This is a genomic window from Janthinobacterium sp. CG3 (assembly GCF_000344615.1).
Taxonomy (GTDB): Bacteria; Pseudomonadota; Gammaproteobacteria; order Burkholderiales; family Burkholderiaceae_D; genus Janthinobacterium.
In genome coordinates, this window is the sequence record NZ_KB467824.1 from 108090 (window position 1) to 133607 (window position 25518).

19 protein-coding genes and 1 pseudogene are annotated in these 25518 nt (G+C 67.0%); 11 read left to right on the forward strand and 9 right to left on the reverse strand.

Annotation, left to right across the window (positions count from 1 at the left end):
• Positions 1 to 44 precede the first annotated feature (44 nt).
• From JANGC3_RS27955 to JANGC3_RS31085, 4 genes are all read left to right on the forward strand, one after another.
• Entirely contained in the window at positions 45 to 272 is a 228-nt protein-coding gene (locus JANGC3_RS27955; RefSeq protein WP_017874520.1) for an RHS repeat domain-containing protein, read from the forward strand.
• Positions 273 to 398: 126 nt separating this feature from the next.
• Positions 399 to 6554, forward strand: a complete 6156-nt coding sequence (locus tag JANGC3_RS27960; RefSeq protein ID WP_157406389.1) for an RHS repeat-associated core domain-containing protein — start codon at positions 399 to 401, stop codon at positions 6552 to 6554.
• On the forward strand, positions 6554 to 7030 hold the full coding sequence (locus tag JANGC3_RS0100540; protein ID WP_017874522.1) for a hypothetical protein: 477 nt from the start codon (positions 6554 to 6556) through the stop codon (positions 7028 to 7030). The genes JANGC3_RS27960 and JANGC3_RS0100540 overlap by 1 nt, the downstream gene beginning before the upstream one ends.
• A 164-nt stretch (positions 7031 to 7194) precedes the next feature.
• Complete coding sequence (locus tag JANGC3_RS31085; RefSeq protein ID WP_081611716.1) at positions 7195 to 7491, forward strand: hypothetical protein; 297 nt, start codon at positions 7195 to 7197, stop codon at positions 7489 to 7491.
• Positions 7492 to 7654: 163 nt separating this feature from the next.
• Here the strand turns inward: JANGC3_RS31085 and JANGC3_RS34265 are convergent, their stop codons facing one another.
• The 3 genes from JANGC3_RS34265 to JANGC3_RS0100555 form a co-directional block, all read right to left on the reverse strand.
• Entirely contained in the window at positions 7655 to 7843 is a 189-nt protein-coding gene (locus tag JANGC3_RS34265; RefSeq protein ID WP_081611717.1) for a type II toxin-antitoxin system HicA family toxin, read from the reverse strand.
• Positions 7840 to 8103, reverse strand: coding sequence for a DUF1902 domain-containing protein (locus JANGC3_RS0100550; RefSeq protein ID WP_017874524.1), 264 nt, complete (start codon positions 8101 to 8103; stop codon positions 7840 to 7842). The genes JANGC3_RS34265 and JANGC3_RS0100550 overlap by 4 nt, the downstream gene beginning before the upstream one ends.
• Positions 8104 to 8193: 90 nt before the next feature.
• The gene (locus tag JANGC3_RS0100555; RefSeq protein WP_017874525.1) at positions 8194 to 9663 is read right to left on the reverse strand and encodes a leucine-rich repeat-containing protein kinase family protein; all 1470 of its coding nucleotides are present in this window, start codon (positions 9661 to 9663) and stop codon (positions 8194 to 8196) included.
• Positions 9664 to 9861: 198 nt separating this feature from the next.
• On the opposite strand from JANGC3_RS0100555, the gene JANGC3_RS0100560 reads away from it, so the two are divergent.
• Together JANGC3_RS0100560 and JANGC3_RS0100565 are read left to right on the forward strand one after the other, a co-directional pair.
• Positions 9862 to 10164: a hypothetical protein gene (locus JANGC3_RS0100560; protein ID WP_157406390.1), complete on the forward strand. Its 303-nt coding sequence runs from the start codon at positions 9862 to 9864 to the stop codon at positions 10162 to 10164.
• Between the two features lie 84 nt (positions 10165 to 10248).
• A complete protein-coding gene (locus tag JANGC3_RS0100565; protein WP_026132363.1) occupies positions 10249 to 10476 on the forward strand; it encodes a hypothetical protein in 228 nt (75 codons plus the stop codon).
• Positions 10477 to 10487: 11 nt separating this feature from the next.
• Here JANGC3_RS0100565 and JANGC3_RS0100570 read toward each other — a convergent pair whose 3' ends face one another.
• The 4 genes from JANGC3_RS0100570 to JANGC3_RS0100585 form a co-directional block, all read right to left on the reverse strand.
• On the reverse strand, positions 10488 to 11339 hold the full coding sequence (locus JANGC3_RS0100570) for a DMT family transporter (protein WP_017874528.1): 852 nt from the start codon (positions 11337 to 11339) through the stop codon (positions 10488 to 10490).
• Positions 11340 to 11357: 18 nt separating this feature from the next.
• On the reverse strand, positions 11358 to 11945 hold the full coding sequence (locus JANGC3_RS0100575; RefSeq protein ID WP_017874529.1) for a helix-turn-helix domain-containing protein: 588 nt from the start codon (positions 11943 to 11945) through the stop codon (positions 11358 to 11360).
• A gap of 6 nt (positions 11946 to 11951) precedes the next feature.
• Positions 11952 to 12473, reverse strand: a complete 522-nt coding sequence (locus JANGC3_RS0100580; RefSeq protein ID WP_017874530.1) for a GNAT family N-acetyltransferase — start codon at positions 12471 to 12473, stop codon at positions 11952 to 11954.
• A gap of 80 nt (positions 12474 to 12553) precedes the next feature.
• Positions 12554 to 17647, reverse strand: a complete 5094-nt coding sequence (locus JANGC3_RS0100585) for a diguanylate cyclase (RefSeq protein WP_017874531.1) — start codon at positions 17645 to 17647, stop codon at positions 12554 to 12556.
• A gap of 287 nt (positions 17648 to 17934) precedes the next feature.
• Here JANGC3_RS0100585 and JANGC3_RS0100590 point away from each other — a divergent pair, with 287 nt between their 5' ends.
• On the forward strand, positions 17935 to 18864 hold the full coding sequence (locus JANGC3_RS0100590; protein ID WP_051068191.1) for an alpha/beta fold hydrolase: 930 nt from the start codon (positions 17935 to 17937) through the stop codon (positions 18862 to 18864).
• On the opposite strand, the gene JANGC3_RS34270 is transcribed toward JANGC3_RS0100590, so the two are convergent.
• Entirely contained in the window at positions 18776 to 19063 is a 288-nt protein-coding gene (locus tag JANGC3_RS34270; protein WP_157406391.1) for a helix-turn-helix domain-containing protein, read from the reverse strand. The two genes, JANGC3_RS0100590 and JANGC3_RS34270, sit on opposite strands and share 89 nt — an antisense overlap.
• Positions 19064 to 19311: 248 nt before the next feature.
• Between JANGC3_RS34270 and JANGC3_RS27965 the strand changes: the two are divergent.
• A pseudogene (locus tag JANGC3_RS27965) lies at positions 19312 to 19773 on the forward strand (MFS transporter); the annotation flags it as partial.
• Positions 19774 to 19804: 31 nt separating this feature from the next.
• Here the strand turns inward: JANGC3_RS27965 and JANGC3_RS0100605 are convergent.
• On the reverse strand, positions 19805 to 20830 hold the full coding sequence (locus tag JANGC3_RS0100605; protein WP_017874535.1) for a LacI family DNA-binding transcriptional regulator: 1026 nt from the start codon (positions 20828 to 20830) through the stop codon (positions 19805 to 19807).
• Between the two features lie 241 nt (positions 20831 to 21071).
• Between JANGC3_RS0100605 and JANGC3_RS0100610 the strand changes: the two genes are divergently transcribed.
• The 3 genes from JANGC3_RS0100610 to JANGC3_RS0100620 all read left to right on the forward strand — a co-directional run bounded on the left by JANGC3_RS0100610 (position 21072) and on the right by JANGC3_RS0100620 (position 25493).
• Complete coding sequence (locus JANGC3_RS0100610; protein ID WP_017874536.1) at positions 21072 to 22229, forward strand: ABC transporter ATP-binding protein; 1158 nt, start codon at positions 21072 to 21074, stop codon at positions 22227 to 22229.
• The gene (locus JANGC3_RS0100615; protein WP_026132365.1) at positions 22220 to 24184 is read left to right on the forward strand and encodes a beta-galactosidase; all 1965 of its coding nucleotides are present in this window, start codon (positions 22220 to 22222) and stop codon (positions 24182 to 24184) included. Before JANGC3_RS0100610 ends, JANGC3_RS0100615 begins: the two co-directional genes overlap by 10 nt.
• Before the next feature lie 76 nt (positions 24185 to 24260).
• Entirely contained in the window at positions 24261 to 25493 is a 1233-nt protein-coding gene (locus JANGC3_RS0100620) for an ABC transporter substrate-binding protein (RefSeq protein ID WP_017874538.1), read from the forward strand.
• Positions 25494 to 25518: the final 25 nt, after the last annotated feature.

Sequence of the window (25518 nt, forward strand, 5' to 3'; positions counted from 1 at the left end):
GAGTGGAGAAGCGTGCTCCATTCGACTATCTACGGGAGATGCATATGAGGGCGGTACTTTCCAAATTCAGCGGCGGCGTGCTGCGCAACACCATGGCCGGCGCCGCGTTGTCCCTGGTCGCGGCAACGGTGTTCGCGGCCTCCGCCACCTACACCTACGACAGCTTGAGCCGCATTAGCAAAATCACCTATAGCAACGGGGTCGTCATTACCTACACCTACGATGCGGCCGGCAACCGCACCACTTACGTGGTGACCGGCGCGCCAAGCTGAGCGTCCCCGCCTCGTCGTTTTACATTCGTTGTACCAGGACGCACTGTCGCGCGGCAGGGCGGCGGCGTCCTGCCGTCTGCATAAAACAAAGGTGCAAGCACTTGCATCGACACAAGGGGAACGGACATGCGATACACACTCAGACCGACCGGGATGCTGCTTGCGCTCGCCTGCGCAGGCGGCGTCCAGGCCCAGGGCAACACCACCTTCGGCCAGGCGCCGGCGATTGCCTACGACGAGGCGGCGCCGGGCGAGCGCGCCGGCAAGGCCGGCAGCGCCGGCGCCGGCACTCAACAGCCAGGCTATAGCCGGGCCATCATGGCGCCGGTGTCGCCGGCGCAATCCGAGCAGGCGATTTGGGCGCGCACGCCGGCGCGCATGAACCTGGGCGTGGCGCCGCAGGCGGCGCGGCCCAAGAGCGGGGCCAAGGGCACGCTCGGCACCCTGCGCATCGGCGGCGACGCGGCGCCCGCGGGGCCGGCCTCGATCCCCGAACTGGCGCGCGCCTTGCGCGGCAACCCGGACCTGATCTACGAATACGTGCGCAACAACATCGAGTACGTGCCGACCTGGGGCCATTTGAAGGGCGGCTACGGCGCCTTGCTCGACAACCAGGGCACCGCCTTCGACCAGGCGGCGCTGATGATCGCGCTGCTGCGCCAGTCGGGCTACACGGCCAGCTTCGTCAAGGGCCGCGTCAACCTGACCGCCGCGCAAGTGCACGACTGGCTGGGCGTCGATACGAGCAAGGTGTGCGCGGTGCTGAACCTGATGGGATCGGCGCAAATCCCGGTGGCGTCGGTCACCGCGACGGCCGCCGGCAGCTGCCCGGGTTCGACCGCGGCATTGCACAGCATGAAGTTCGACCACGTGTGGGTCAAGGTGAACATCGGCGGCACCTTTTATTACTTCGATCCGAGCTACAAGGCGCACACCTTCAAGCCGGGCATCAACGTGGCGGCGGCGGCGGGCTACAACGCCAGCGGTTTCCTGAGCGGCGCCACCACGGGCGCCGTGGTGACCGCCGATTACGTGCAGGGCCTAAATCGCGGCAATGTGCGCGGCAACCTCACCAACTACGCCAACAACCTGGCCACCCATCTGCGCGCCAACTACCCGGCGGGCACGCTCGACGACGTCGTCGGCGGCATGAGCATCGTCCCGCACGCCGGCAACGCGCTGCGCCAGGCCAGCTTGCCGTACCAGGACACGACCGTCGCGCTGACCGAATGGAGCGCCGACGTGCCGGCCAATTACAAGCCGACCCTGCGCGTGCAGTATCAGGGCATCGACAGCACCTTCAGCTCGGACGCCATCTATGGCCGCCGTCTGAGCATCAGCTACAACGCCTCGAACCAGCCGGTGCTTTCGCTCGACGGCGCGGCGCTGGCGACGGGCACGGCCACCACGCCCGGCACCTACGGCACCGTCTCCTTCGTCGTCACCCACGGCGCCTACGCCCAGACCTTCGCCAACCAGTCGTTTACCCAGCAGATCAAGGCCGGCGGTACCTTCCTGATCGGTAACGGATGGGGACCCGCCGGGCGCGGCCCGGTCGACCTGCACCGCGGCCGCCTCGACGAGGCACTGGCCGCCGGTGCGGCCGCCGGCTCCGAAGCGGTGCTCGGTTCGACGCTGGCGGTGCTGTCGTCGAGCTGGCTCGGCCAGGTCAACCATTCCACCTACATCACCGACCGGCTGGCGAAGACCAACACCTTGTTCCACCACCAGGTCGGCATTGCCGGTTATAACACCGCCGCTTTCGTCGACTTGCCGGGCAATATGCTCAGCGTCGTGAGCCAGGAAGGCAACGTCGGCAAGGAAGCGGCCGTGTTCTTCAGCTCGTCGATGTATTCGAGCATCTTCGAGTCCACCGCCGTGCAGCAAACCACCGGCGGCAGCGCCGTCTCGACGGTCAAGCTGATCGACCAGGCCGTGGCGGCCAACGACAAGATCTTCGACGGCACGGCCGCCAACTTCGCCTCGGCGGTCCAGCCGAACCTGGTTGGCTGCGCCAGCTGGTTGGCCGGCTTCCAGAGTGCGGTCGCGGCCGGGCGGCGCCTGATTTTGCCGGCCCGCTGCAACCTGACCGAGGGCAGTTGGACCGGGGCGGGCTACTTCAGCGTGCTGGTCAACGCCAGCGGTTCGAGCATCGGCGCCATCATTGGCGGCGGCATGGCGGGCGGCTTCTCCACCAGCCCGCTGGCGCCGGCCACCACGGCCGGCAACACGTTGATCAATTCGGTGAGCCCGTTCACGCTGAAGCCGGCCACCGGCTCGGCCTGGGGCGATCCGATCGATATGACCAAAGGCCACTACCTGCACCTGCAGAGCGACCTGACCACGGGCGTCGACGAGTTCCCGCTCAGCCTTAAATTCGCGCGCACCTATACGTCCGGTAACAGGACGCAGGACGGCGCGCTCGGCAAAGGCTGGAGCAGCAATATGTTCGCCAGCGTGGCGGTCGGCTCCGATGGCTTCCAGGGCATGGGCGAGGACTCGGCGCTGGACGCGGTCGGCGCGATCGCCGCGAAGCTGGTCTCGCTCGACCTGATGACGGACACCGCCAAGCCGTTGACCAATATGGTGCTTGCAACGCTGAGCCAGCGCTGGTTCGGCGAACAGATCATCAACAACACGGTGGTGGTCAAGCAGGGCTTGAACGGCGAAGTGTTCGTCAAGCTGCCCGGCGGCCAGTTCAACAGCCCGCAAGGCAATGCCGCCAAGCTGGGCGTCAACGTCGATGGCACGTATTTCTACGAAACGCTCAACAAGGCGGTACTCAGCTATGACAGCGCGGGCAAGCTGGCCACCTATACCCATCCGGCCGGCATCGCGGTCAGGTATGGGTACAGCGGCGGCCTGTTGACGCAGGTGAGCAATAGCGTCGGCCGCTCGCTCACCATCACCCATGTCGGCGGGCGCGTCAGTTCGGTCTCCGACGGCGCGCGCACCGTCAACTTCACCTACGACGGCAGCGGCAACCTGGCGACGTCGAAGGACGCGATGAGCCAGACCACGACCTACCAGTACGATTTGCCGGGCCGCTTGACCAAGGTCTTCTATCCGGCCAACCCGACGCTCGCCGCGCTGACCAATGTGTACGACACGCTGGGACGGGTGCAGACCCAGACCAATGTGCACGGCAAGCTGTACGACTACTACTTCGCCGGATCGCGCTCGGAGGAGGTGGGGCCGTATGGCCAGAGCCGCGTCTCCTACCTCGATGCCCAGGGCAAGATCCTGAAGTCGGTCGATCCGCTTGGCCGCGTCGACGTCACCACCTACGACGGGCACAGCCGTCCGACGCGGACGGTGATGCCTGAAGGCAATGCGATCGAGTACGTCTACGACGACGCGCCGTGCGCCGCGCAGCTGCGCTGCTCGCATAACGTGAAAACCGTGCGCCACTTGCCGAAACCGGGTTCGGGCTTGCCGATCCTGAGCGACAGCATGAGCTACGAAAGCGCCTTCAACAAGCTGGCCAGCGCCACCGACGCCATGTTGCGCACCACCAGTTATACCTACACGGCGCAGGGCAATCCCTTGACCGTCACGTCCCCGGCGGACAGCCTTGGCCAGCAGCCGACGACGACCTTTGCCTACACCGCCTTCACGGCGGCCGGCTTCCCGCCGTTCTATTTGCAGACCTCCGATACCAGCAAGATTTCGGCGAGCGCGACGGTGCTGCGCACGACGGCCTACAACGCCAGCAACAAGTACGTGCAGCAGTCGGTCACCACCGACGCCGGCACGGGCCAGTTGAACCTCACCACCACGTCCACCTATGACGGTGTCGGCAACCTGACGCTGGTGGACGGTCCGCGCGCCGACGTCAGCGATACGGTGGCGATCGCCTACAATGCGAACCGCCAGCCGATCCAGGTCACCGACGCGCTCGGCAAGATGGCCAGGAGCGTCTACGATGCCGACGGCCGCAAGGTGCGCAGCGCAACCCAGGTCGGACCGCAGTGGCTGGTGGCTTGCCACAGCTATTCGGCCAGCGGCAAGGTCTTGAAGAATTGGGGGCCGGCCACCATGGCGTCCGACGCCGCCTGCCCCGTTGCGGCCGCTCCGCTGTCGGTGACCGACTACAGTTACGACGACCTGGACCGGAACGTGCGCGTGGTCGAGAACTTGACCGCGGCCGAAGGCGGGAACCGGATCACGGACACCGCCTACTTCCTGGACAACAAGGTGCAGCTCGTCAGCCGCGCCGTCGGCACCGCGCTGGCCCAGCAGTACGCGCGTTACACCTACACGCCGAACGGCCAGATCGCCACCATCACGGACGCCAAGAACAACTTGACCACGCACGTGTACGACGGCCATGAGCGCAAGCTCAAGACGATGTACCCGGACAAGGTGACGGCCGGCGTCTCGTCCGCCACCGACGTCGAGCAGTTCGCGTACAACAATGCGGGCAACCTGACCAGCTACGTGAAACGCGGCGGCGAGACGGTCGCCGTCGGCTACGACAACCTGGGCCGCGTGCTCTCGCGTTCCTACCCGAACGCCGCCGAGAACGTCCAGTTCAGCTACGACCTGCTGTCGCGCCAGACGTCGGCGCGCTACGCCAACGGCAGTTTCGACATCAGCTCGGTGTTCGACAACGCCAGCCGCCTCACCAGCGTCAACGCGGGCGGGAAAGTGCTGGCGTATCTGTACGATGCGGCCGGCAACCGCGTCCGCACCACCTGGCCGGACGCCACGCCGTTCTACGTGAGCACCGACTACGACGCGCTGAACCGCCCCACCGCCATCAAGGAGATGGGCGGCGTGGCGCTGGCCACCTACGGCTACGACGACCTGTCGCGCCGCGCCACGCTGACGTTCGGCAACGGCACCAGCACCACGTACGGCTACAACACGCAAGGCGGCCTGGCCAGCGTGGCCCAGAACCTGGGCGGTACCGCGCAGGACAACACCTGGACGTTCACCCGCAACCAGGTGCAGGATCTGGCTGGGCATTCGTGGAGCAACGATATCTACCAGTGGAGCGGTTTCACCAACGGCAGCCGGAACTACACCGCCAACGGCCTGAACCAGTACACCGCGGCGGCCGGGGCGGCCATTGCGCACGATGCCAACGGCAATCTCAGCGGCACCGGCGTGTGGACCTATGCCTACGACGGCGACAACCGCCTGAAGTCGGCCAGCAAGACCGGCCTGGCCGCGACGCTGGCCTATGATGCGCTGGGGCGCCTGCGTCAAAGCGTCATCGGCGCCGGCACCAAAAACTTCCTGTATTCGGGTAGCCTGATGGTCGGTGAATACGATGCGGCCGGCAACTTGCTGCAGCGCTATGTCCACGGCGCGGGGGCCGACGAGCCGCTGGTGCGCTACCAGGGCGCCACGACCGCCAACAAGAGCTGGTTGTATGCCGACCATCTGGGCTCGATCGTCGCCAACGCCGACAGCGCCGGCACGGCCAGCGCCACCATGGCCTACGGGCCGTTCGGCGAAGCCGCCGCCAGCAATGACGTGCGTTTCGGTTATACGGGGCAGTTGCATTTCGGCGAACTGGGCTTGTCTTACTACAAGGCGCGCTTCTACTCGCCGGCCATGGGCCGCTTCCTGCAGACCGATCCCGTCGGCACCGTTGACGGCTTGAACCTGTATGCCTATGTCGGCAACAATCCCGCCAACCGGACCGATCCGAGCGGCGCGGTGGCCGAAACCGTCTGGGATATCGCCAACCTGGTGATGGGCGGCGCCTCGCTGGCCTACAACATCAAGCAGGGCCACTATGGATGGGCCGCGGTGGATGCCGTCGGGCTGGTCTATGACGGCATCGCCACCGGTGTGCCGTTCCTGCCGGCGGGCGCCAGCGCGGGCCTGAAGGCATACCGCGCCGGCGTCGGCGTCAAGAATGCCGTGACGGTCGGCACCGACGTCGCGCATGTTGCCGCGGTGGCGCACCCGATCGCCAAAGCGGCCAGCACCACGACCCGGGCCGCGACCGAGGGCACGCAGATTCACCGCGCCACCGGCGCCGCGGTCGACCTGAGCGAAAACGCGCGCAACTTCCTGCCCGGCGCGAACCGGGCGAGCGGCATCCAGCCGGACGTGTCCTGGGCCAACGCGCCTGGCGTCTGGGCCGACTTGACCACGGCCGGCCAGTGGGGCGCGCACGTGAGGAAGTACGGCGCGAGCTTCGGCGAAGGGATTCCTTTGCTTTACGAGCGCGGAAAGGGCATGATTGACACTCTCAGGATTCGTCCCGGCGCGGGCGTGGGCTTGACCGCCATCGAGTCCGGCTATTTAGGTGTGTGCCAATAATGGGTTATCACGTATCAATCGTTCGTACCAAAAACGGGCAGCCTCTGCCCATCTCAAAAGATGAGGTGGAGGCGGCGCTCGCCGGCATGGGGGGGCGGCTGGCGATCGACCGGGAGCATACGGCCGGTGTGCAGCTGTTTGATACCGCCAAGGGCGACGGCAGCGAGTTGCTCATTCTCCAGGACGGCGAACTGTGGAGTAGTAGTCCCGGCGAACCGTTCGTCGCCTTGATGATCGAGTTGGCGCAGCGGCTCGGTGCGCGCGTGCGGGGCGAAGAGTTTGAAACCTACCGCAGCGTCGACGAGGTGTACGACCATCCCGACGACGCCGCCTTGCGCGGGCCGGCGCCCCGCCCCGACGCCGAGCTTAAGCGCTCGGCCGCCTGGGGGGAGTGGCGCGGTCGGCTCATCGCCGTCGGCATATGGATGTTGATCGGTTTGGTTTTTATCGTCGGCAGCAAATTGTTCGGCGCTTGATACGATAAGCGCTGTAAAGCAAGAACGCCCGGTGCCGCTTACCGGGCGTTTTGCATTCGTTTTTTCTTCCATAAGTTAGCCATCTCACGCTCGGAAGAGGTTGCGGTTCCAATTGGGGCCCGATAGCGGTATATTGGCGCGCTGACAACCACGAGGAACTCAGCATGCAAGATGATTTTAAGCCTGCAGCACCGCAACAAGCTGGCGAACCCACAGCGCGTAGCCAGTTCTACAATCCCGGGAAATTACTCGACAAGGTGAGCGAACAGTTAAGGGTTAGCAACGACGCAGCCTTGTCTCGCGTGTTGAAAATCGCCGCTCCCGTCATCAGCAAGATTCGTCACGGCCATTTGCCTGTGCGGGCATTTTTCTTGCTGCGCATGAACGAGGTCAGCGGCCTGTCCATCGTCGAACTGTGCGCCGTCCTGGGCGACCGCCGACGCAAGTTTCGAATGGCGTAGGCCGATACTGGCGCGCCGCATGTGGTAAGGGGGCTGGGCGGTTTTGTCCAGTGTAACGGCCTGGTAAGCGACAATTATCTTGACGGGTAGGCGACAACTAGTACGACACCGGCGGCCGGCTGTCTTGGAGTGATGGGTGTAAAAAAGCCCGCTCTGGGCGGGCTTAGAATCGATGATCTATCTTGCAGTCCTTCATGATTCCATTTGCAGTATGGCGAGACGCGCAATTGAACGGAACAATTTGATGGTGAGTGCCTTTGCACCAAATCTCATGAGACCCCTTTCCTTGTCGAAAGAACTCGTAGCCATGCTTTCTCAGGAGCTCCGTGACAAGTCTGTAATACCCATTCATCCAGGGTAGAGTCGCAGATCCGTCACTGGCTGCGCGACTGGCTGGGAATGAAGTTGCAGCGAAAGAAGTTCCACTGTTGCCAGATTAAGTTCTTTCAGGAGCTCGTCCATTGTCGGCGCCTCGCACACCAAGCCCTTGAGATCCCCGCTCGTTGCAACGTAAACTCCGGCATCCTGGTCGTGCAAGAGGTTGACTCTCAGCTTCAGGGGGATGCCCAGCCTAGCGGCCTGTTTCCAGAACGGAAAACCGATCCTGTACATAACTATCCCCCTAATACCATCAAAATAAAAGTTGTTTCGCACGTTGCAGACGTACTTAAATTACGAATTTAGTATAGTCCCTAACAGAGTTTAATGCCCATACAACTCAAAATTTAGCTCGATAGTATAGCAGCTTAGCTCACGTTGTAGAGGTACTACCGTGAGGCTTACGCTGCGTCTGGTCACCCAAAGAGGACGCTGTAGAGGGGGGGGGGGGGGCTCGATACCAGGTGTGGCGCGAACAGCATGTTGAGACAAGGTCCGTTCGATTTCCCCAAACAACGGTCTCAACGCCATGTCTTCGTTCAGGCAGGCGGCGCTCAATTGTTCCAGCCCTTGCACGACCTGTTGCGACTGGGCCGGCGCGGCGCAGCGTTCGATTAACTCTTCCAGCAGAAAGCCGAAGGCCCGCACTTCCAGTCGCTGCAGCGCCGCCGCGTGCGGCGCTTGCGGGTCGTAGAAGGATGCGGCGCCGAAGTCGCCCAGCAGGGCGCGGCCCCGCTGGCAATGCAGGATGTTGTGGCCGTACAAGTCGCCGTGCATGATGCCGCGGCGGTGCAGGTGCGTGGCCGCCGACGCGATACCGCGGGCGATGCCAAACAGCGCGTCGAGGTCGAATTGCTTGCCGCTCGGGTAGATGTCGCGCGTGCACGAGTCCAAGTTCGGCGGCCCCGCCAGATTGCCGAATTGCGGATCGATCAGCGCCATCACCAGGCCGTGCACGTCGGCCGGGTGGTCTTTCACTTCGCCTTGCACCGGGATCAGGTTCGGATGGGCGCCGGCGCTGATGCAGGCCGCCATTTCGCAGCGCGGCAAGCCGTCGCTGGTCACCGAGCCCTTGAACAGTTTGACGGCGACGGCGTGCGTGTGGTCGCCGCGCCGGTGCGCGGCCCGATGGATGACGCCGGATGCGCCTTCGCCCAATTGATCCTGGATCTGCAATTGCTGCCAGGCGATGCCGCTGATCGGCGTGTCGGCCAGCGCGGCGATTTCGCGCTTTTCGCAGAAGGGGTTGCCGGCGTACGCCAGCCACGTCAGGCGTGGCAGTTGCAGCAGCCAGTCCGGCAGTTCAGTCAAGCGGTTGGCGGCGATGCGCAGCAATTCCAGGCGGGTGCAGGCGGCCAATTGCGCCGGCAGCGTGCGCAGTTGGTTGCCGGCGAGCATCAGCTTCTGGAGTTGGGCGCAGGCGCCTATCCCGGCGGGCAATTCGGCTATCTGGTTGTCGGTCAGGACCAGCCAACGCAGCGCCGCCGGCAGCGACTTGGCCGATACCGTGTGGATACGGTTGGCCTTGAATCCGACCATGCTTAACCGGGGGCAACGGCCCAGCACCTCTGGCAGTTCGGTGAATTGGTTGTCCGAACAGAAAATGATGCGCAGCTTGCCCAGGCGCGGCAAATCATCGGGCAGCGTCGACAGGGCGTTGCCGGACAGGTCGAGGATTTCGAGGGTGTCGGCCAGCGCGAAGATCTCGCGCGGGAACTCGGTCAGGCCGCAAGCCAGTTGCAGGCGTTGAATGCCCATCAGTTTTCCGCTGCGTAGCTGGTCGAGGGTGTGCATGGGCAGATGGCCGGAGGCGGGTAAACGTAGGAGCGCCGCAGTTTACCACTCGCGACTATGTCCAGCGGCAAATCCGGCGCAGCCATGGTTGTTGTATTGACACGACGTTGAGTAATTGATACTGAAATATTGTTGATATTTATCAAAAGCTTAAATATTTCCCAATCGCAAAATGGATTCAACCTAAGGGAGGTAGTCATGAGCGAGCAACGGGCAAGTAGCGCTTCTGCGGCTTTATGCAGATGGGAAATCGTTCAATATGGAATTGAACTGGCCGCCGTGCAGGGGGAGCGCCAGGCCGAGGCCTATATGACCGAACAGGGCATCGGCAGCGAGGTAATTTTCCGCGTGTTAAACCAGCCGGATAACCGGCGCGAGGGCAACGTCAATGCCGAGGAGTTCAGGCTCAGGCGCTGCGTCTGGCTGCTCTTTAGCTATTGGCGCGGAGCCACCCTGATACGCGGGCGGGCCGATCGCGGCGTCGCGCAGGGCGCTGATTGAGCCGAATCGGAATGTCCTGGCCGGCGCGGTGTAAAATTCGTCCGCCGCAGTGAGGCGGCGCACACGCTTAAAGGAAGAACCAGAATGACCGTATTTGCCATGTCCGTATTCGACGCCACCATCGTCCAGGACGGAAACGAGCTGTTCAAGGGCCGCGGCTCGGCCACCCAATGGGCCGAGCGGGTCGCCGCCGAGTTGAAAATTGAAGTGACGGTCGAGAAATTGGGCAACGGCTGGGTGCTGCGCGGCCGGGTCGACGGCGTCGATTGCGTTTGGGCCGTGTACGGCCAGCGCATCAAGCGCCTCGACTGACGCCCCCGGCGTCAGCGGCGCGCGGCCAGCAGGCCCGAGCCGACGATCAGCAGCATCGCCAGCAGCGCCTCCCAGCCCAAGGCATCGCCCCACAGCCAGACCCCGAACAGCGCCGAAAACACCACGGTGAGGTAGGCGAAGCTGGCCACCAGGTATTTGCGGCCACGCTGGTAGGCGTGCGTCATCGCCAGTTGGCCCAGCAGGCCGAACAGGCCCACCCCGAGCAGCGGCCAGACGTTGTCCGCGCCGACCGGTGAGAAGCCCGGACCGGCCAACAGCCAGGCCAGGCCGAAAAGGCTGGAGATGGCGAAGAACCAGAACACGGTGCGCCATGACGGTTCGCCCAGCAGGCCCAGCTCGTATACTTGCAGCAGGGTGAAGGCGCCGAGCACGCCCGAGGCCAGGCCGACCAGGCCGGCCAGCCATTGTTCCGCCGTCAGCGAGGGCCGCAGCAGCAGCGCGATGCCGGCAAACCCGAGTAGCAGGGCCAGCAGGATCAGCGGCGTCGGCCGCTCGCGCAGCTTGACCATGCACAGCACCGCGAAGGCCAGCGACGAGGTGTAGCTGAGCGTGACGGCGGTCGACAGCGGCAGGTGGGTCAGGGCGTAGAACGTCGCCAGCAGCGCCAGGTAGCCGACCAGGCTGCGGCGGGCGTGCGCGCCCCAATGCGCGCTCCATGGCGAGTGGCCGCGCCAAGCCATCGCGCCGCCCAGGCACAGCGCGCCGATGCTGGTGCGCCAGAACAGCAGTTCGACCGCGCCGAAGGCGCCGGCGCCCCATTTCACGCAGGCGCTCATCAGCGCGAAACACAGCGCCGCCACCACCATCCAGCCGGAGCCGAGGCCTTGCCGCTTGCTATTCACCGGCGCGTCCTGGCATCGTTAGCGCCGCACCAGGGCGATCAGGTAGCGGCAGGGCGTCTCGCCCGGGTTGAGGAAGGTGCAGTCTTCGGGCGAGCCCAGTTGCAGGCAGTCGCCGGCCTCCAGCCGGTGCTCCAGCGCGCCTTCGATGAACACCAGCGTGCCCTGCATGACAATGATCTGTTCGTGGTGGAAGCTGAACGCGCTGGCCGGGTAGGGCACGCGCACGCGCGCCGGCAATTCGATTTCCAGGTGCTCCAGCACGCCGCCGCCGGGCGGCGATATGGTGCGCCGGGTGTAGCCGGTTCCGGGGTCGCGCCACACCACCTGCTCGGCGCGCCGGCTGACGCGTTTGCCGGACTGCTCCGCCAGCGCCAGCAGCACCGACAGCGCCAGGCCCAGCGCGCCGGACAGGCGCCCCAGCACCGTGGCCGTCGGGCTGGCCTCGCCGCGCTCGATCTTGCTGATCATCGCCTTGGACACGCCGGAGCGCTCCGCCAGGTCCGTCAGCGACCAGTTGCGCGCGGCGCGTTCGCGCTTGACGCGTTGGGCGATGGCCAGCGTCAGGTCGTTCGGCGCCGCCGCGTCGCCGGTATCGGTGGCGCTCATCGCGGCTCAGCCGTCGACCGCTTGCAGCGGAGTGTCGAGGATCAGCTGGTAGAACGCCAGGTCGAGCCAGCGGCCGAACTTGAAGCCGGCTTGGCGGATCGTGCCGGCGTGCTCGAAGCCCAGCTTGGCGTGCAGCGCGATGCTGGCCTCGTTGGCGGCGTCGATGCCGCCGACCAGCGTGTGGACGTCGCGCGCGCGCGCCACTTTGATGAGTTCTTCCAGCAGCTTGCGGCCCAGGCCGGCGCCGCGGTGGTCGTTGTGGACGTAGATCGAATGCTCGACGCTGTACTTGAAGGCCGGGAACGCGCGGAAGGTGCCGTAGCTGGCGAACGCCATCAGCTTGCCGTCGTCGTTCTCGTAGCCGAGCACGGGAAAGTGGTTGTTGTTCTTGGCGGCGAACCACGGCCCCATCGTCGCCAGCGCGCGCGGGTGGTAGTCGTACAGCGCGGTCGAGTGGACGATGGCGTCGTTGAGGATGGCGAGGATGGCCTCGGCGTGGCGTTCTTCGGTGCACATGACGAGATGCATAGCTGGCCCTTGGGTGACATTCGAATATCCAATATAGTAGACGAATTATCTCCTTTGGTAAACAATCACATCTCCCGTGATCAGGCCGCCGCCAGCACCACCGCGTTGCGGCCGGCGCGCTTGGCGCCATACAGGGCGTCGTCGGCCGCCCGCAGCAAGGCTTCGGCGCCGCTCCCGTCGCCGGCCAGGCGCACCGCCACGCCGACGCTGACGGTGACCTTGCCGGCGCTCGCTTGCGCATGCGGCATGGCCAGCAGTTCAACCCCCCGGCGTAGCGCCTCGGCCAAGTTGGCCGCCACCTCGGCGCCGGTGTTGGGCAGCACGATGGCGAACTCTTCGCCGCCGTAGCGCGCCGCTAGGTCGCCGGCCCGCCGCGCCCCCGCCAGCAGCAAGGCGGCGACGCTTTTCAGGCAGGCGTCGCCGCGCTGGTGGCCATAGCAGTCGTTGTATTTTTTGAAATGGTCGACGTCGATCATGAGCAGCGCCAGCGGCTGGCCGGTGCGGCCGGCGCGGGCCCATTCGGCGGCCAGCATCTCGTCGAAACGGCGGCGGTTGGCCAGCCCGGTCAGGCCGTCGGTGGCCGACAGGGTGGCCAGGCGGCGGTTGGCGTCCTCCAGCTGCGCGGTGCGCTCGGCAACGCGCAGCTCCAGGCTGTCGTGCAGGCGCGCGTGGGCGATGGAAATCATCGCCTGGGCGCCGAGGATGCGCAAAAATTCGACGCGCTCGGCGGTGAACGAGGCCTCCGCCAGGTTGTTTTCCAGGTACAGCATGCCAACCACCTGCGCCGCCTGCTTGATCGGCAGGCACATCACCGAGCGCGGGCGCCGCGCCAGCACGTACGGGTCGGCGCCGAAGCGGGGCGAGGCGCCGATGCGGTCTTCGATGATCTCGGCGCCGCTGCGCGCCACGTAGCGCAGCAGCGACAGCGGGAATTGGGCGTCGCCGGCGCCGTCCAGCTCCAGCGGGCGCTGCTGCAGCACGGCCGCGCTGTCGGTGCCGATATCGCCTTCCAGTCGCCAGACCTGCTCGTGTAGCAGCAACAGACGCGCCAGTTGGGCGCCGGAGTTCTCGCGGGCGATCGTCAGCAGTCGTTGCAACACGTTGCGTAGGCCGATTTCGTTCGACAGCGCGTGCGTCGCCTTCAGGATCGAGGCCAGGTCGAGGGCGCTATTGGCCGCGCCGCTGCCGTTGACGGTGATCGCGCCCGGGTCGCCCAGGCGCATTGCGCCGGCCGGATGGCCGGCGGCGCCGCGCAGCAGCGCCCCGTGGCGGGCGCCCAGTTGCGCGACCTTGCCGTCGGCGCCCCACTGGCGGTACTGTGCCAGCGCGTCGTGCAGGAAGACGCCGGCGACGCGTGGCTGGCCCTGCTCAAGCCAGAATTCGCCGCACAGTTCGTTGGCCAGCGCCTCGACGCTGCCGTGGCCGCCGTCGCGCGCGGCCTCGATGGCCAGTCGGTAGTAGCGCGCCGCCGCGCCGGCGTGCTGGCGCTGGCGGGCGTACTCGGCCCGCGCCAGCAGGTGTTTGGCGGCGTAGTTGTCCGGCCCTTGCGCCGCCCACCCCGCCAGTTGCGCCAGCATGGCTTGGGCGCGCGCCAGCACGGCGCCGGCGTCGCCGCGCCGAGGCGCGCGGCGCAGCGCGCGCAGCCAGATCAGCGCGGTGTAGAAGGTGGTTTCGGGAACCTTGGACTGGTCGCGCAGGATCTGCGCGACGACGTCGAGGTGGCCGGCCAGCGCCTCGGCGTCGGCGCAGTCGAAGAGATAGGCGTTGCGGATTTTGCCCTGGTAGAAATAGGCCTGGTACAGGCGCGAGCCGCCGTGCTCGGCCAGGAACGCCGCCTCGCTGAAGCCGTCGTCGTCGTAGCTGTCGCCGCGCCGGGTCAGGCCCATCAAACATTTGGCCGGCTGCAGCGCGCCGGCGATCAGGCAGTCGGCCAGGTCGCGCTGGCCGTTGGCGCGCATCAGCGCCAGGTCGCGCTCGCCCGCCCGCAGCAGCTCGGGCAGGTACAAGCCCCAGATCAGGCGGTCGGTGGCGCGCACCGCCGCCACCACGCCGAGGTTGACCGGGTCGCCGCCGGCCAGCGCGCCGTGGAAGGCGTCGTCGTACAGCGCGTCGCAGCTGCGCAGCGGCCGCGTCCAGTGTTGGATCAGGGCGCCGAACATCAGGCCGGTGAGGGTGCGCGCCTGCTGGTTGTCGCGCCGCTTGGCCAGCGCCAGCGCCATGGCGCCGAAGCGGTAGGCGCGCTCGCCGTCGTGCGCGCGGGCGCCCAGGATGGCGGTGTAACTGATGTAGGCGACGGCGGTGAAATCGCTGTTGCCCTGCTGTAGCGACAGGCGCGTCATCGACAGCGCCATGACGCGGCTCAGGTGCTGCTGGCCGGCGTAGTAGCTGGCCATCCACAGCCCCTGCATCATCTCCATCGCGGCGCGCGCGGCCGGATCGGCCATTTCGGGCGCCGCCGTCAATTCGTCCATGCCGCGCCCGGCGCTCAGGCGCTCGGCGTCGGCCAGGATCGCCGCGGCGCCGGCCTGCAGCGCGGCGTCGTCGGCGCCGACCTCGATACCCAGCAGGGCCAGGCCGCCGCGCTGGATGGCGATGGCGTCCGCCAGCCGGCCCTGCAACTGGTACTGGCGCGCCTGCACGGCGATGCAACGGGTGTGCTGCAGCGGCGTCGCGCAGCGCGCCGGCAGCAGCGGATAGATCGCCTCGGCGGCGTCGAATTCACCGCACAGGTAGGCCGCCTCGGCCGCGCCCAGTTGCAGGTCGAGGTATAGCTCGCGGTGGCTGTCCCAGGCGCGCTGCGGCAGCAGTTCGAGGCCGACGCGCATGTGCCGCAGCGTCGCCTGGAAGGCGGCCGCGGCGCGCGCCTTGAGGCCGGCGCGGCAATTCAGGGCGGCCAGTTGCAGGCGCTCGTCGGGGGCGTCGATCAGCTCGCGGCCGGCGTTGAGCTGCTCGGCGATGGCGAACACCTGCTCGTCGAGCGCCGCGGCCGGCGCGTGGCGCAGCAGTTGGCGGCCGATGTGCAGGTGGTTGCGCCGGCGCGCGTCGGGGTCGGCCACCGCGTACGCGGCCTGCTGCACGCGGTCGTGCAGGAAGCGGTAGCCGATGTCGGCGCCGTCGGCGTCGGCGTCCAGGTATTTGTAGCGCTGGTCGAGCGGGTGGATCAGGCCGGCTTGCAGCGCCGGCCACAAGTGCCGCTGGGTTTGCTGGGGCGAGCGCTGCGCGACGATTGCCAGCGTCGCCAGTCCGACGCGGTTGCCGAGCGCCGCCGCCAGTTGCAGCAGGTGCCGGGTCGGCCGCGGCAGCAGGGCTATTTTCGCCAGCATCAGGTCGACCACGTTGTCGGTGTAGTTGGCGCGCTCCAGCGCCGCCATGTCCCAGCGCCAGCCGTCCAGCTCGAAGTGGTAGCGCAGGTGGCCGGCGTCGTGGATCGCCTGCAGGAACTGGTTCAGGAAGAAGGGGTTGCCGCCGGTCTTGCGGTAGCACAGCGCCGTCAGCGCGGCGCACGCGGCGGCCGGCGCGCCCAGGGTGTCGGCGTTCAACTGCGCCACCTGGGTCTCGCTCAGCGGCCCCAGCGTCAACGTGGTGAGGCGCACGCCGGCCTGTTGCAGCCGCGCGCCCAACGCCGCCAGCGGGTGCGCGGCGTCGACCTCGTTGTCGCGGTAGGCGCCCAGCAGCAGCAGGTGGCGCTGCTGCGGGTCGCAGATGAACAGTTCGAGCATCGTCAGGGTCGCCGCGTCGGCCCATTGCAGGTCGTCGACGAACAGCACGAGCGGATGCGCGGTCGAGGCAAACACCCGGACGAATTGGCGTAGCAGGCGGTGCAGGCGGTGCCGCGCCTCGACGGGCGCCAGCGCCGTCGCCGCTTCGGTGGCGCCGACCACCAGCGCCAGTTCGGGGATCAGCTCGACCATTACCCCGAGGCCGGCGCCGAGCGCCTCGCGCAGCGTCGCCGCCCACTGGCGCAGCTGCGCCTCCGGCTCGCCCAGCAATTGCCGCACCAGCCCGCGGAAGGCCTCGACCAGCGGCGCGTAGGGCAGGTCGCGGCGGTACTGGTCGAACTTTCCCGAGATGAAAAAGGCGCGCCGCGCGGCGATCGGCTTGTGCACCTCGTGGACCACGGCCGACTTGCCGATGCCGGAGTAGCCGGCCAGCAGCAGCATCTCGCTGGGGCCGGCGCTGGCCCGCTCGAAGGCGTCCAGCAACGCGGCGACGTCGGCTACGCGGCCGTACAGTTTTTGCGGAATCAGCAGGCGACCGCTGTGGTCGGACCGGCCGGCGCCGTGTTCGCCGTCGCCGTCGCCCTCGCCGGCCAGGCCGGGGGGGCGCGCCAGCGCCTGGCAGCGTTGCAAGTCCCTTTTCAGGCCGTGCAGGCTCTGGTAGCGCTGCTCGGCGTTTTTTTCCAGCAGGCGCTGCAAGACCGCCAGCAGCGGTCCCGGCAAGTTCTCCAGCGGCGGCAGCGACCAGTCCGGCGCGCGCGCCAGATGGCAGTGCACCAGCTCCATGGCGTCGGCGGCGGCGAACGGCGGTTGGCCGGTCAGCAGTTCGTACAGGGTGGCGCCGATGGCGTAGTAGTCGGCGCGGTAATCGACGACGCGGTTCATGCGCCCGGTTTGTTCCGGCGCCATGTAGTGCAGCGTGCCCTCCAGCGTGCGCGGATGGGCGGCCGTCGCGCTTTCCTGTTCCAGCTCGCAGGAAATGCCGAAGTCGATCAATTGCAGGCGCCGCCGCTCGGCGTTCCAGACCAGGTTGGCGGGGTTGATGTCCTTGTGGATGACGCTGTTGGCGTGGACCACCTCGAGCGCCGCGCACAGTTGCAGGGCGATCTCGAAGAAGTCGGCTAGCGGCAGCGCCGCCGGCGTCATCGCGTCGGCGTTGGCGGCCAGCCCGCGCAGCAGCTTGTTGAGCGAGTCGCCGCCGATGTCTTCCTGGATGATGGTCCAGCGCCCGGCCTGCCGGCGTAGCGCCAGCGGGCGCACCACGCCGGCGTCGCCGCAGCGCTGGGCGATCGCGTATTCGCGCTTGAACTGGGCGACTTCCTGGAACGACGGGAAATTTTGGTTCAGGATTTTGACGATCAGCGCGCTGCGGTCGTGCGTGGAGCGGGCCCGGTAGACCAGCGAGCGCGCGCTGCTGTGCAAGCTTTCGATAATCTCGTAATCGTAAGAAGCGTCCACGTTTTCCTCAAAATAGACGCTTCAGCTAGCAAACGCGGCCTTGAATAACGACATTGTTTATTGGTGTTGAGCTACATCAGGCGTCGAGTATAAACGATGATGGGCGATGTGACTTGGTTGACAAGGCTGGCGACGCGGCGACGCGGTTTAGTTCCGGCATGTGGACCTGATCGCGCACGCCGTTTTTTATGTTGTAAAATAAATCATTTTTTTGGCGGGCGGCAGCGCGGCGCCGTCCCTCGCCGGCATCCTCCCCACTATCGTTGCCAACAACTTCAGGAGAAGCTATGCGTGTGTTGAAATGGTTGCTGGCGGCCGGCTTGGTCGCGGTCGCGGCGGCAACCGGCCTGGTGTACGCCGCGCCCGAGTGGGTGACGCGCCTGGCGATCGACGCCGACCGCCAGCGCGCCGGCCTGGTACGCAAGGAAATCGTCTTGCCGGACGGCCTGCGCTTCGCCTACCTCGAGGGCGGGCAGGGCGAGCCGCTAATGCTGCTGCACGGCTTCGGCGCGGACAAGGACAACTTTACGCGGGTGGCGCGGCTGCTGACGCCGCACTACCGCGTCATCGTGCCGGACCTGACCGGCTTCGGCGAATCGGCGCGCCTGGCCGGCGCCGACTACCGGCCGCGGGCGCAGGCGGCGCGGCTGCGCGCCTTCGCCGGCGCGCTCGGCGTCGGCAAGCTGCATGTGGGCGGCAGTTCGATGGGCGGGCAGATCGCGCTGACCTACGCGGCCGCGTATCCGGCCGAGGTGGCCAGCCTGTGGCTGCTCGCCCCGTCCGGGGTGTGGAGCGCGCCGAAAAGCGAGCTCGCCGATATCTACCAGAGCACCGGACGCAATCCGCTGATCGCCCGCAGCAAGGAGGAGTTCGCGCGGACCTTCGACTTCGTCATGAACGATCCGCCGTTCGTGCCGCGGCCCATCCTCGACGTGATCGCCAAGGGCGTCGTCGCCAATGCGCCGCTGGCCGAGTACATCTTCAAGCAGTTGGTGGGCGAATCGGTGGAGGCGCGCGCCAGCGGCCTGGCGACGCCGGCGCTGATCGTCTGGGGCCAGCAGGACCGCGCCATCCACGTCGGCAGCGCCGCCGTGCTGCAGCGCCTGATGCCGCGCTCGCAGGTCGTCGTCATGCCCGGCGTCGGCCACCTGCCGATGGTCGAACGGCCGCGGCAAAGCGCCGACGACTACCTGCGCTTCCGCGCCGGCACCAATTAACGCGCATGTCGTCCTGCGCGCTACGAATAAACAGCGGATCGCCGGCCACTTGCCGCAGGCGCGCCAGCAGCGTCGACACGGTCGGCTGCGACATCCCCAGCGCATCGGCGGCACGCCCCACGTGGCGCTCGCGAAAGAGGGCGACAAAGACGTTCAGCAGACGGAAATTGAGTTGATCAAGTGCGATATTCCGCTCCACTGTTTCCTCCCCAGAAAATGCTTGATAGCAGGCCGGAGATTGTACAGCTTGGACCTCGCCGTTATCTGGATTTCCAGATAACGGAAATCGAGAATGTTGAATTGCCGGCCCGCTTTTGGCAGGCTACATTACAGGCATTTCAAGAAGGCAAAAAGTCCATGCGCATCGTTCCCCACCATAGTTCCGTGCCGCCACCGTGTCCCGCCAGCGCTGCCGCGGCGCGCCTGAGTTCCCCCATCGTGCTGCTCATGGCGGTTGCCACCGGCCTGACCGTGGCCAGTAATTATTACGCCCAGCCGCTGTTGCACACCATCGGCGCGCAATTCGGCCTGTCCACCGCGGCGGCCGGCAGTATCACCACCGTGGCCCAACTGAGCTACGCCCTCGGGCTGATCTTGCTGGTCCCCTTGGGCGATATGCTGGAGCGGCGCAGCCTGATCGTCGCCATGACCATCCTGTCCGCCTGCGGCTTGTTGATGACGGCGTTGGCGCCGAGCTTCGGCTTCATCCTGCTTGGCACGGCCATCGCCGGCGGCCTGTCCGTGGTGGCGCAAGTCTTGATACCCCTGGCCTCCACGCTGGACGCTCCGGCCGAGCGCGGAAAAATTGTCGGCACGATCATGAGCGGGCTGCTGCTTGGCATTTTGCTGGCCCGCGCCGCGGCCGGCGCGCTGGCCGACCTGGGCAACTGGCGCACGGTGTACTGGATCCCCGACGGCGCGCCCACCGTCACTTAATCCATCACACCGCGGCGTCCGGGGCCGGCCTGGCCGTCGAGGCGCGCTGCACCAGCAACGGCGGCGAGCACACCCGCACCGGCGCCGGCCCGGCCTGCTGCGCGATCAGCTCCAGCAGCAGGGCGATGGCCTGCGTCGCCGCCTCGGCGGTCGGCACCGCCACCGTGCTCAGGGCCGGGCGCGACTGGCGCGCCAGCTGGATGTCGGTGATGCCGATCACCGACAACTGGTCCGGCACTTTCAGGCCGAGGTCGGCGGCGGCGTGCATCGCGCCCAGCGCCGGCAAGTCGTTGGTGGCGAAGATCGCGCTCAGGTCCGGCGCCGCCGTCAGCAGCGCGGTGGCGCCCTGGTGGCCGCCCTCGACCGTGTCGTCGGCGTGCACGCTGGCGACGGCGGCGCCGGCGTGGCCCAGCACGGCCAGCTCGTCGATGAAGCCGCGCTCGCGCTCGGCGTGGATGCAGGCGGCGCCGCCGGCGACGATGATGCCGATGCGCCTGTGCCCCAGTTCGATCAGGTGGCGCGCCGCCAGCGCGCCGGCCAGGTGGAAGTCGACGGCGATGCAGGGCAGGCCGGGCGGCTCGTGCGGCTTTTCCCACATGCACAGCACCACCGGCGCGCCGCGCCGCTGGGTCATGCGCAGATCCTCGAATTGCAGGTTGGCGTTCATCACCAGCACGCCATCCGACAGCGTGCCGGCGATCTGCTCGAGGTAGGCGCGGCCGATTTCCGGGTCGTCGTTGGTGTTGCAGACGATCAGAAAGCGGCCGTGCTGGCGCGCCGCCTGTTCCGCCGCCAGCGCGAATTCGGGGTAGAAGGGGTTGGCGATGCTCGACACCATCAGCGCCAGCGTCGGCGCGCGGCCCTCGGCCAGCGCGCGCGCGGTCAGGTGCGGGCGGTAGCCCAATGCATCGACGGCGGCCAGCACGCGCGCGCGCGTTTCGGCGCCGACCTTGCCGCGCTGGCGCAGCACGTTCGAGACGGTGGCGGAGGTCACGCCGGCGCGCTGGGCAACTTCGGAGAGGGTGGTCATGGGCTGCCTGTAGAGAGGGTCAGACGCATTCAACAGCGCTTTGGCCGTCGCTGTCAATGGCTGGCGCGCAGAATGGCGTAAAAACGAAAAAAAGCGAAAACGATTGCGTTGCGAAATGAGCTTTGGTATATTTATTCAAAATAAAAAGCAACAGGCGGCGGTGTTGACATGGACGACACTTTTTTTTGCCCTAGTTGGTTAAGCGCTTAACCTCATTGATTTTCTGTTGGAGACAAGAACAATGGCAAGCATTTCCCTGAAGGGCGTGCACAAGGTGTACGGCAACAACGTGGCGGTGATACGCGGCGTCGACTTGGAGATCGGCGCGCACGAGTTTTGCGTCTTCCTCGGCCCGTCCGGCTGCGGCAAGTCGACCCTGCTGCGCATGATCGCCGGCCTGGAAGACTTGAGCGGCGGCGAGCTGCGCATAGCCGGCGAGCTGATGAACGAGGTGCCGCCGGCCGAGCGCGGCGTGGCGATGGTGTTCCAGAGCTACGCGCTGTTTCCCCACATGACGGTGTACCAGAACATCGGCTTCGGCCTGAAGCTGGCGAAGACGCCGCAGCCCGAGCTGGACCAGCGGGTAAGGGCGGCGGCCAAGGTGCTGCAGCTCGAAGCCCTTCTGGAACGCAAGCCGAAGGAGCTGTCGGGCGGGCAGCGCCAGCGCGTGGCGATCGGCCGCGCCATCGTCCGCCAGCCCGGCGTGTTCCTGTTCGACGAGCCGCTGTCGAACCTGGACGCGACGCTGCGCGGCCAGACCCGCGTCGAAATCGCCCGCCTGCACAAGCAGTTCGCCAACGCCAGCGTGGTGTACGTGACGCACGACCAGGTCGAGGCGATGACCCTGGCCGACAAAATCGTGCTGCTGCGCGCCGGCCCGGACGTCGAGCGGCTCGGCAGCATCGCCCAGGTCGGCACGCCGTTGGAGTTGTACCACCGGCCGCGCAACCGCTTCGTGGCCGGCTTCATCGGCTCGCCGCAAATGAACTTCCTGCCGGCCAGCGTGCTCGGCGCCGGCGCTGGCGGCTCCTCGGTGCGGGTGCGGCTCGAGCGCGGCGGCGAGGAGGTCGAGGTCGCCGTCGACGGCGCCGCGCTGCGCCCGGGCCAGGCGGTGGTGCTGGGCGTGCGTCCCGAGCACCTGAGCGTCGCCGCCGACGCGCCCCAGGGCATGCGCCGCAGGGTGGCGCTGGTCGAGCGCCTCGGCGAACAAACCTATGTGCACCTGGAGCAGGCCGGCGGCGAGCCGCTGCTGGCCAAGGCGCCCGGCAACCTGGCCGTCGAGGTCGGCGACGAGCTGGCGCTGGGCCTGGATCCGGCCGCCTGCCACCTTTTCCTCGAAGACGGCGACGCCGTGTTCGCCACCACCCCAGCCCAACAGGAGCAAGCGCAATGCGTTTAGGAGTCTGCTATTACCCGGAACACTGGCCCGTATCGATGTGGCGGGAAGACGCCGCGCGCATGAAGGCGCTCGGCATCGCCCAGGTGCGCATCGGCGAATTCGCCTGGAGCCGCATCGAACCGGCGCCCGGCCAGTTCAATTGGGAGTGGCTCGACAGCGCCATCGAGGTGCTGGGCGCCGCCGGGCTGGAGGTGGTCATGTGCACGCCAACGGCGACGCCGCCGAAGTGGTTGATCGACCAGCATCCGGACATCCTGCCGGTTGGCGCCGACGGCCGCCCGCGCGCCTTCGGCTCGCGCCGCCACTACGATTTTTCGTCCGAGTCCTACTTCGAGGCGTCGCGCCGCATCGTCACCATCCTGGCGCAGCGCTACGGCGCGCACCCGGCCGTCACCGCCTGGCAGACCGACAACGAGTACGGCTGCCACCACACCGTGGTCAGTTATTCGGCCGACGCGTTAAAGCGCTTCCGTCTGTGGCTGCGCGACCGCTACGGCAGCGTCGCGGCGCTCAACGCCGCCTGGGGCACGGTGTTCTGGAGCATGGAGTACACCAGCTTCGAGCAGATCGACGCGCCGGTCGGCAGCGTCACCGAGGCCCATCCGGCGCACCGGCTCGACTACCGCCGCTTCGCCTCCGACGAGCTGGCGCGCTACAACCGCATGCAGGTGGAGATCCTGCGCCCGCTGGCGCCGGGCCGCGCGATGGTGCACAACTTCATGCAGAACTTCTTCGAGTTCGACCATTACCAGGTGGCGGCCGACCTCGACGCCGCCACCTGGGACAGTTATCCGCTGGGCGCGCTGGAGGAATTCTGGTTCGACCCCGCCACCAAGGCGCGCTGGCTGCGCACCGGCCACCCCGACTTCGCCTCCTTCAACCACGACCTGTACCGCGGCATGTCGAAGCAGCCGTTCTGGGTCATGGAGCAGCAGCCCGGCCCGGTCAACTGGGCCGGCTGGAACCCGGCGCCGCTGCCCGGCATGGTGCGGCTGTGGAGCTGGGAAGCGTTCGCCCACGGCGCCGGCTGCGTCTCCTACTTCCGCTGGCGCCAGTGCCGCTTCGCCCAGGAGCAGATGCACGCCGGCCTGCACACGCCGGACGACCGCCTCGACGTCGGCGGCGCCGAGGCGGCGCTGGTGGCGCGCGAGCTGGCCGCCATCGAGCATCCCGGCGCCCAGGTCCAGGCCCGCGTCGCGCTGCTGTTCGACTACCAGGCCAAGTGGTTGTTCGAGGTGCATCCGCAGGGCGCCGACTTCCAGTACGCGCGCTTCGTCTTCGACTACTATTCGGCGCTGCGCGCGCTGGGCCTGGACGTCGACGTGGTGCCGGTCGACGCGCCGCTGGACGGCTACCGCATGGTGGTGGTGCCGCCGCTGCCGGTGCTGCCGGCGTCGCTGCCGGCGCGCCTGCGCGACAGCGGCGCCCAGGTGGTGTTCGGTCCGCGCACCGGCTCCAAGACCGTCGACCTGCAAATTCCCGCAAACCTGCCGCCGGGGCCGCTGGCGGCGGTGCTGCCGATGCGCGTCTGGCGCGTCGAGTCGTTGCGCCCGAACGTCGCCATGGCGGTGGCGGTGGCGGGCGGGGCCGTCGCCGGCAGCGCCGGCATGTGGCGCGACCTGGTCGAGCCGGGCGGCGGCACCGAGGTCGCCGCCACCTTCGAGGACGGCCATCCGGCCATCGTGCGCCACGCCGGCCTGCACTATTTGGCGGGCGCGTTCGACGCCGCCTTCACGCAGTCGTACTTCGGCGCGGTGGCGCGGGCCGCCGGGCTCGACACGCTGGACTTGCCGGAGACCCTGCGCATCAGCCGACGCGGCGATCTGAGCTATGTGTTTAACTACGGCGACACGGCGGCGCCGGCGCCGCTGGGACAGGGCGCCGAGTACGTCATCGGCGGCGCCAGCGTGCCGCCGCAGGGCGTCTCGGTGTACCGGATCCCGGCGCGCAATTAACAGGATACACAGCAAACCGGGCGCAGTTCCGGAACCATGTATGCGGTAACCATCCATCATCCAAGGAGACAGGCAAATGAAACAAGTATTCAAGGCAGGGATCATCTCGGCGGCGCTGTTGTGCGGCGTCGCGCAGGCCGGCACGCTGGCCGTCAACATCGCCTTCAAGGGCGCCAGCCAGCGCGCCGTGTGGCAGTCGACCCTCGACGACTTCAAAAAGGCCAACCCGGACGTCGAGGTGAAGGCCGCCTTCATCGACGAGGAAGCCTACAAGATCCAACTGCCGGCCTGGCTCTCCAGCGAGGCGCCCGACGTCGTCACCTGGCACAACGGCGAGCGCATGGCCTACTACGCCAGCCGCGGCCTGTTCGAGGACCTCAGCGCCGACTGGAACAAGAACAACTGGAACGAGATGTACGCGTCGAGCAAGGACGCCTCCTCGTACAAGGGCAAGCAGTACGCGCTGCCGTCGGTGTACTACTCGTGGGGCATGTTCTACCGCAAGGACCTGTTCCAGAAGGTCGGCGTCGGCGCCGAACCGAAGACCTGGGCGGAGTTCATGGAGGCGTGCAAGAAACTCAAGGCGGCCGGCATCAGCCCGTTCAGCGTGGGCGGGCGCGATGCCTGGACCCTGGCCGGCTGGTTCGACTACCTCGACCTGCGCATCAACGGCAACGCCTTCCACCAGAAGTTGATGGAGGGCGAGATCGCCTACACCGACCCGCGCGTGAAGAAGGTCTACAGCACCTGGAAGGGCCTGCTCGACAACAAATACTTCATCGACAACGCGCTGTCCTACGACCTCGACGCGGCGCAGCCGTTCATGTTCCAGGGCAAGGCCGCGATGATGCTGATGGGCACCTTCATCGCCAAGGGCTTCCCCGCCAAGCAAGCCGCCAACATGGGTTACTTCCAGTTCCCGGTGATCGACGCCGCCGTGCCGACCGCCGAGGAGGGCCCGATCGAATCGTTGCACATCCCTAGCCGCGCCAAGAACAAGGCGGACGCGCGCCGCTTCCTGGCCTTCGCCGGTACCCCTGCGATCAGCGCCAAGCTGGCCGAGGGCCTCGGTTCGCTGCCGGCCAACGCCCGGTCGCCGGCGCCTGCCGAGCCGATATCGCGTATCGGCTTCGAGATCCTGTCCGGCACCAAGGGCGGCATCGCCCAGTTCTACGACCGCGACATGACCAAGGAAATGGCCGACGAGGGCATGAAGGGAATGCAGAAGTTCATCAACGACCCGAACGCGATCGACGAGATCCTGGGCCAACTGGAGCAGACCCGCAAGCGCATCTACAAGAAATCCTGATGCCGGCGCGCCACCAGGCCAAGCC

Excerpts from the sequence above, each read along its gene's own strand:
- JANGC3_RS27955 (WP_017874520.1), top strand. The coding sequence starts at position 45 with ATGAGGGCGGTACTTTCCAAATTCAGCGGCGGCGTGCTGCGCAACACC.
- JANGC3_RS27960 (WP_157406389.1), top strand. The coding sequence starts at position 399 with ATGCGATACACACTCAGACCGACCGGGATGCTGCTTGCGCTCGCCTGC.
- JANGC3_RS0100540 (WP_017874522.1), top strand. The coding sequence starts at position 6,554 with ATGGGTTATCACGTATCAATCGTTCGTACCAAAAACGGGCAGCCTCTG.
- JANGC3_RS31085 (WP_081611716.1), top strand. The coding sequence starts at position 7,195 with ATGCAAGATGATTTTAAGCCTGCAGCACCGCAACAAGCTGGCGAACCC.
- JANGC3_RS34265 (WP_081611717.1), bottom strand. The coding sequence starts at position 7,843 with ATGAATGGGTATTACAGACTTGTCACGGAGCTCCTGAGAAAGCATGGC.
- JANGC3_RS0100550 (WP_017874524.1), bottom strand. The coding sequence starts at position 8,103 with ATGTACAGGATCGGTTTTCCGTTCTGGAAACAGGCCGCTAGGCTGGGC.
- JANGC3_RS0100555 (WP_017874525.1), bottom strand. The coding sequence starts at position 9,663 with ATGCACACCCTCGACCAGCTACGCAGCGGAAAACTGATGGGCATTCAA.
- JANGC3_RS0100560 (WP_157406390.1), top strand. The coding sequence starts at position 9,862 with ATGAGCGAGCAACGGGCAAGTAGCGCTTCTGCGGCTTTATGCAGATGG.
- JANGC3_RS0100565 (WP_026132363.1), top strand. The coding sequence starts at position 10,249 with ATGACCGTATTTGCCATGTCCGTATTCGACGCCACCATCGTCCAGGAC.
- JANGC3_RS0100575 (WP_017874529.1), bottom strand. The coding sequence starts at position 11,945 with ATGAGCGCCACCGATACCGGCGACGCGGCGGCGCCGAACGACCTGACG.
- JANGC3_RS0100580 (WP_017874530.1), bottom strand. The coding sequence starts at position 12,473 with ATGCATCTCGTCATGTGCACCGAAGAACGCCACGCCGAGGCCATCCTC.
- JANGC3_RS0100590 (WP_051068191.1), top strand. The coding sequence starts at position 17,935 with ATGCGTGTGTTGAAATGGTTGCTGGCGGCCGGCTTGGTCGCGGTCGCG.
- JANGC3_RS0100605 (WP_017874535.1), bottom strand. The coding sequence starts at position 20,830 with ATGACCACCCTCTCCGAAGTTGCCCAGCGCGCCGGCGTGACCTCCGCC.
- JANGC3_RS0100610 (WP_017874536.1), top strand. The coding sequence starts at position 21,072 with ATGGCAAGCATTTCCCTGAAGGGCGTGCACAAGGTGTACGGCAACAAC.
- JANGC3_RS0100615 (WP_026132365.1), top strand. The coding sequence starts at position 22,220 with ATGCGTTTAGGAGTCTGCTATTACCCGGAACACTGGCCCGTATCGATG.
- JANGC3_RS0100620 (WP_017874538.1), top strand. The coding sequence starts at position 24,261 with ATGAAACAAGTATTCAAGGCAGGGATCATCTCGGCGGCGCTGTTGTGC.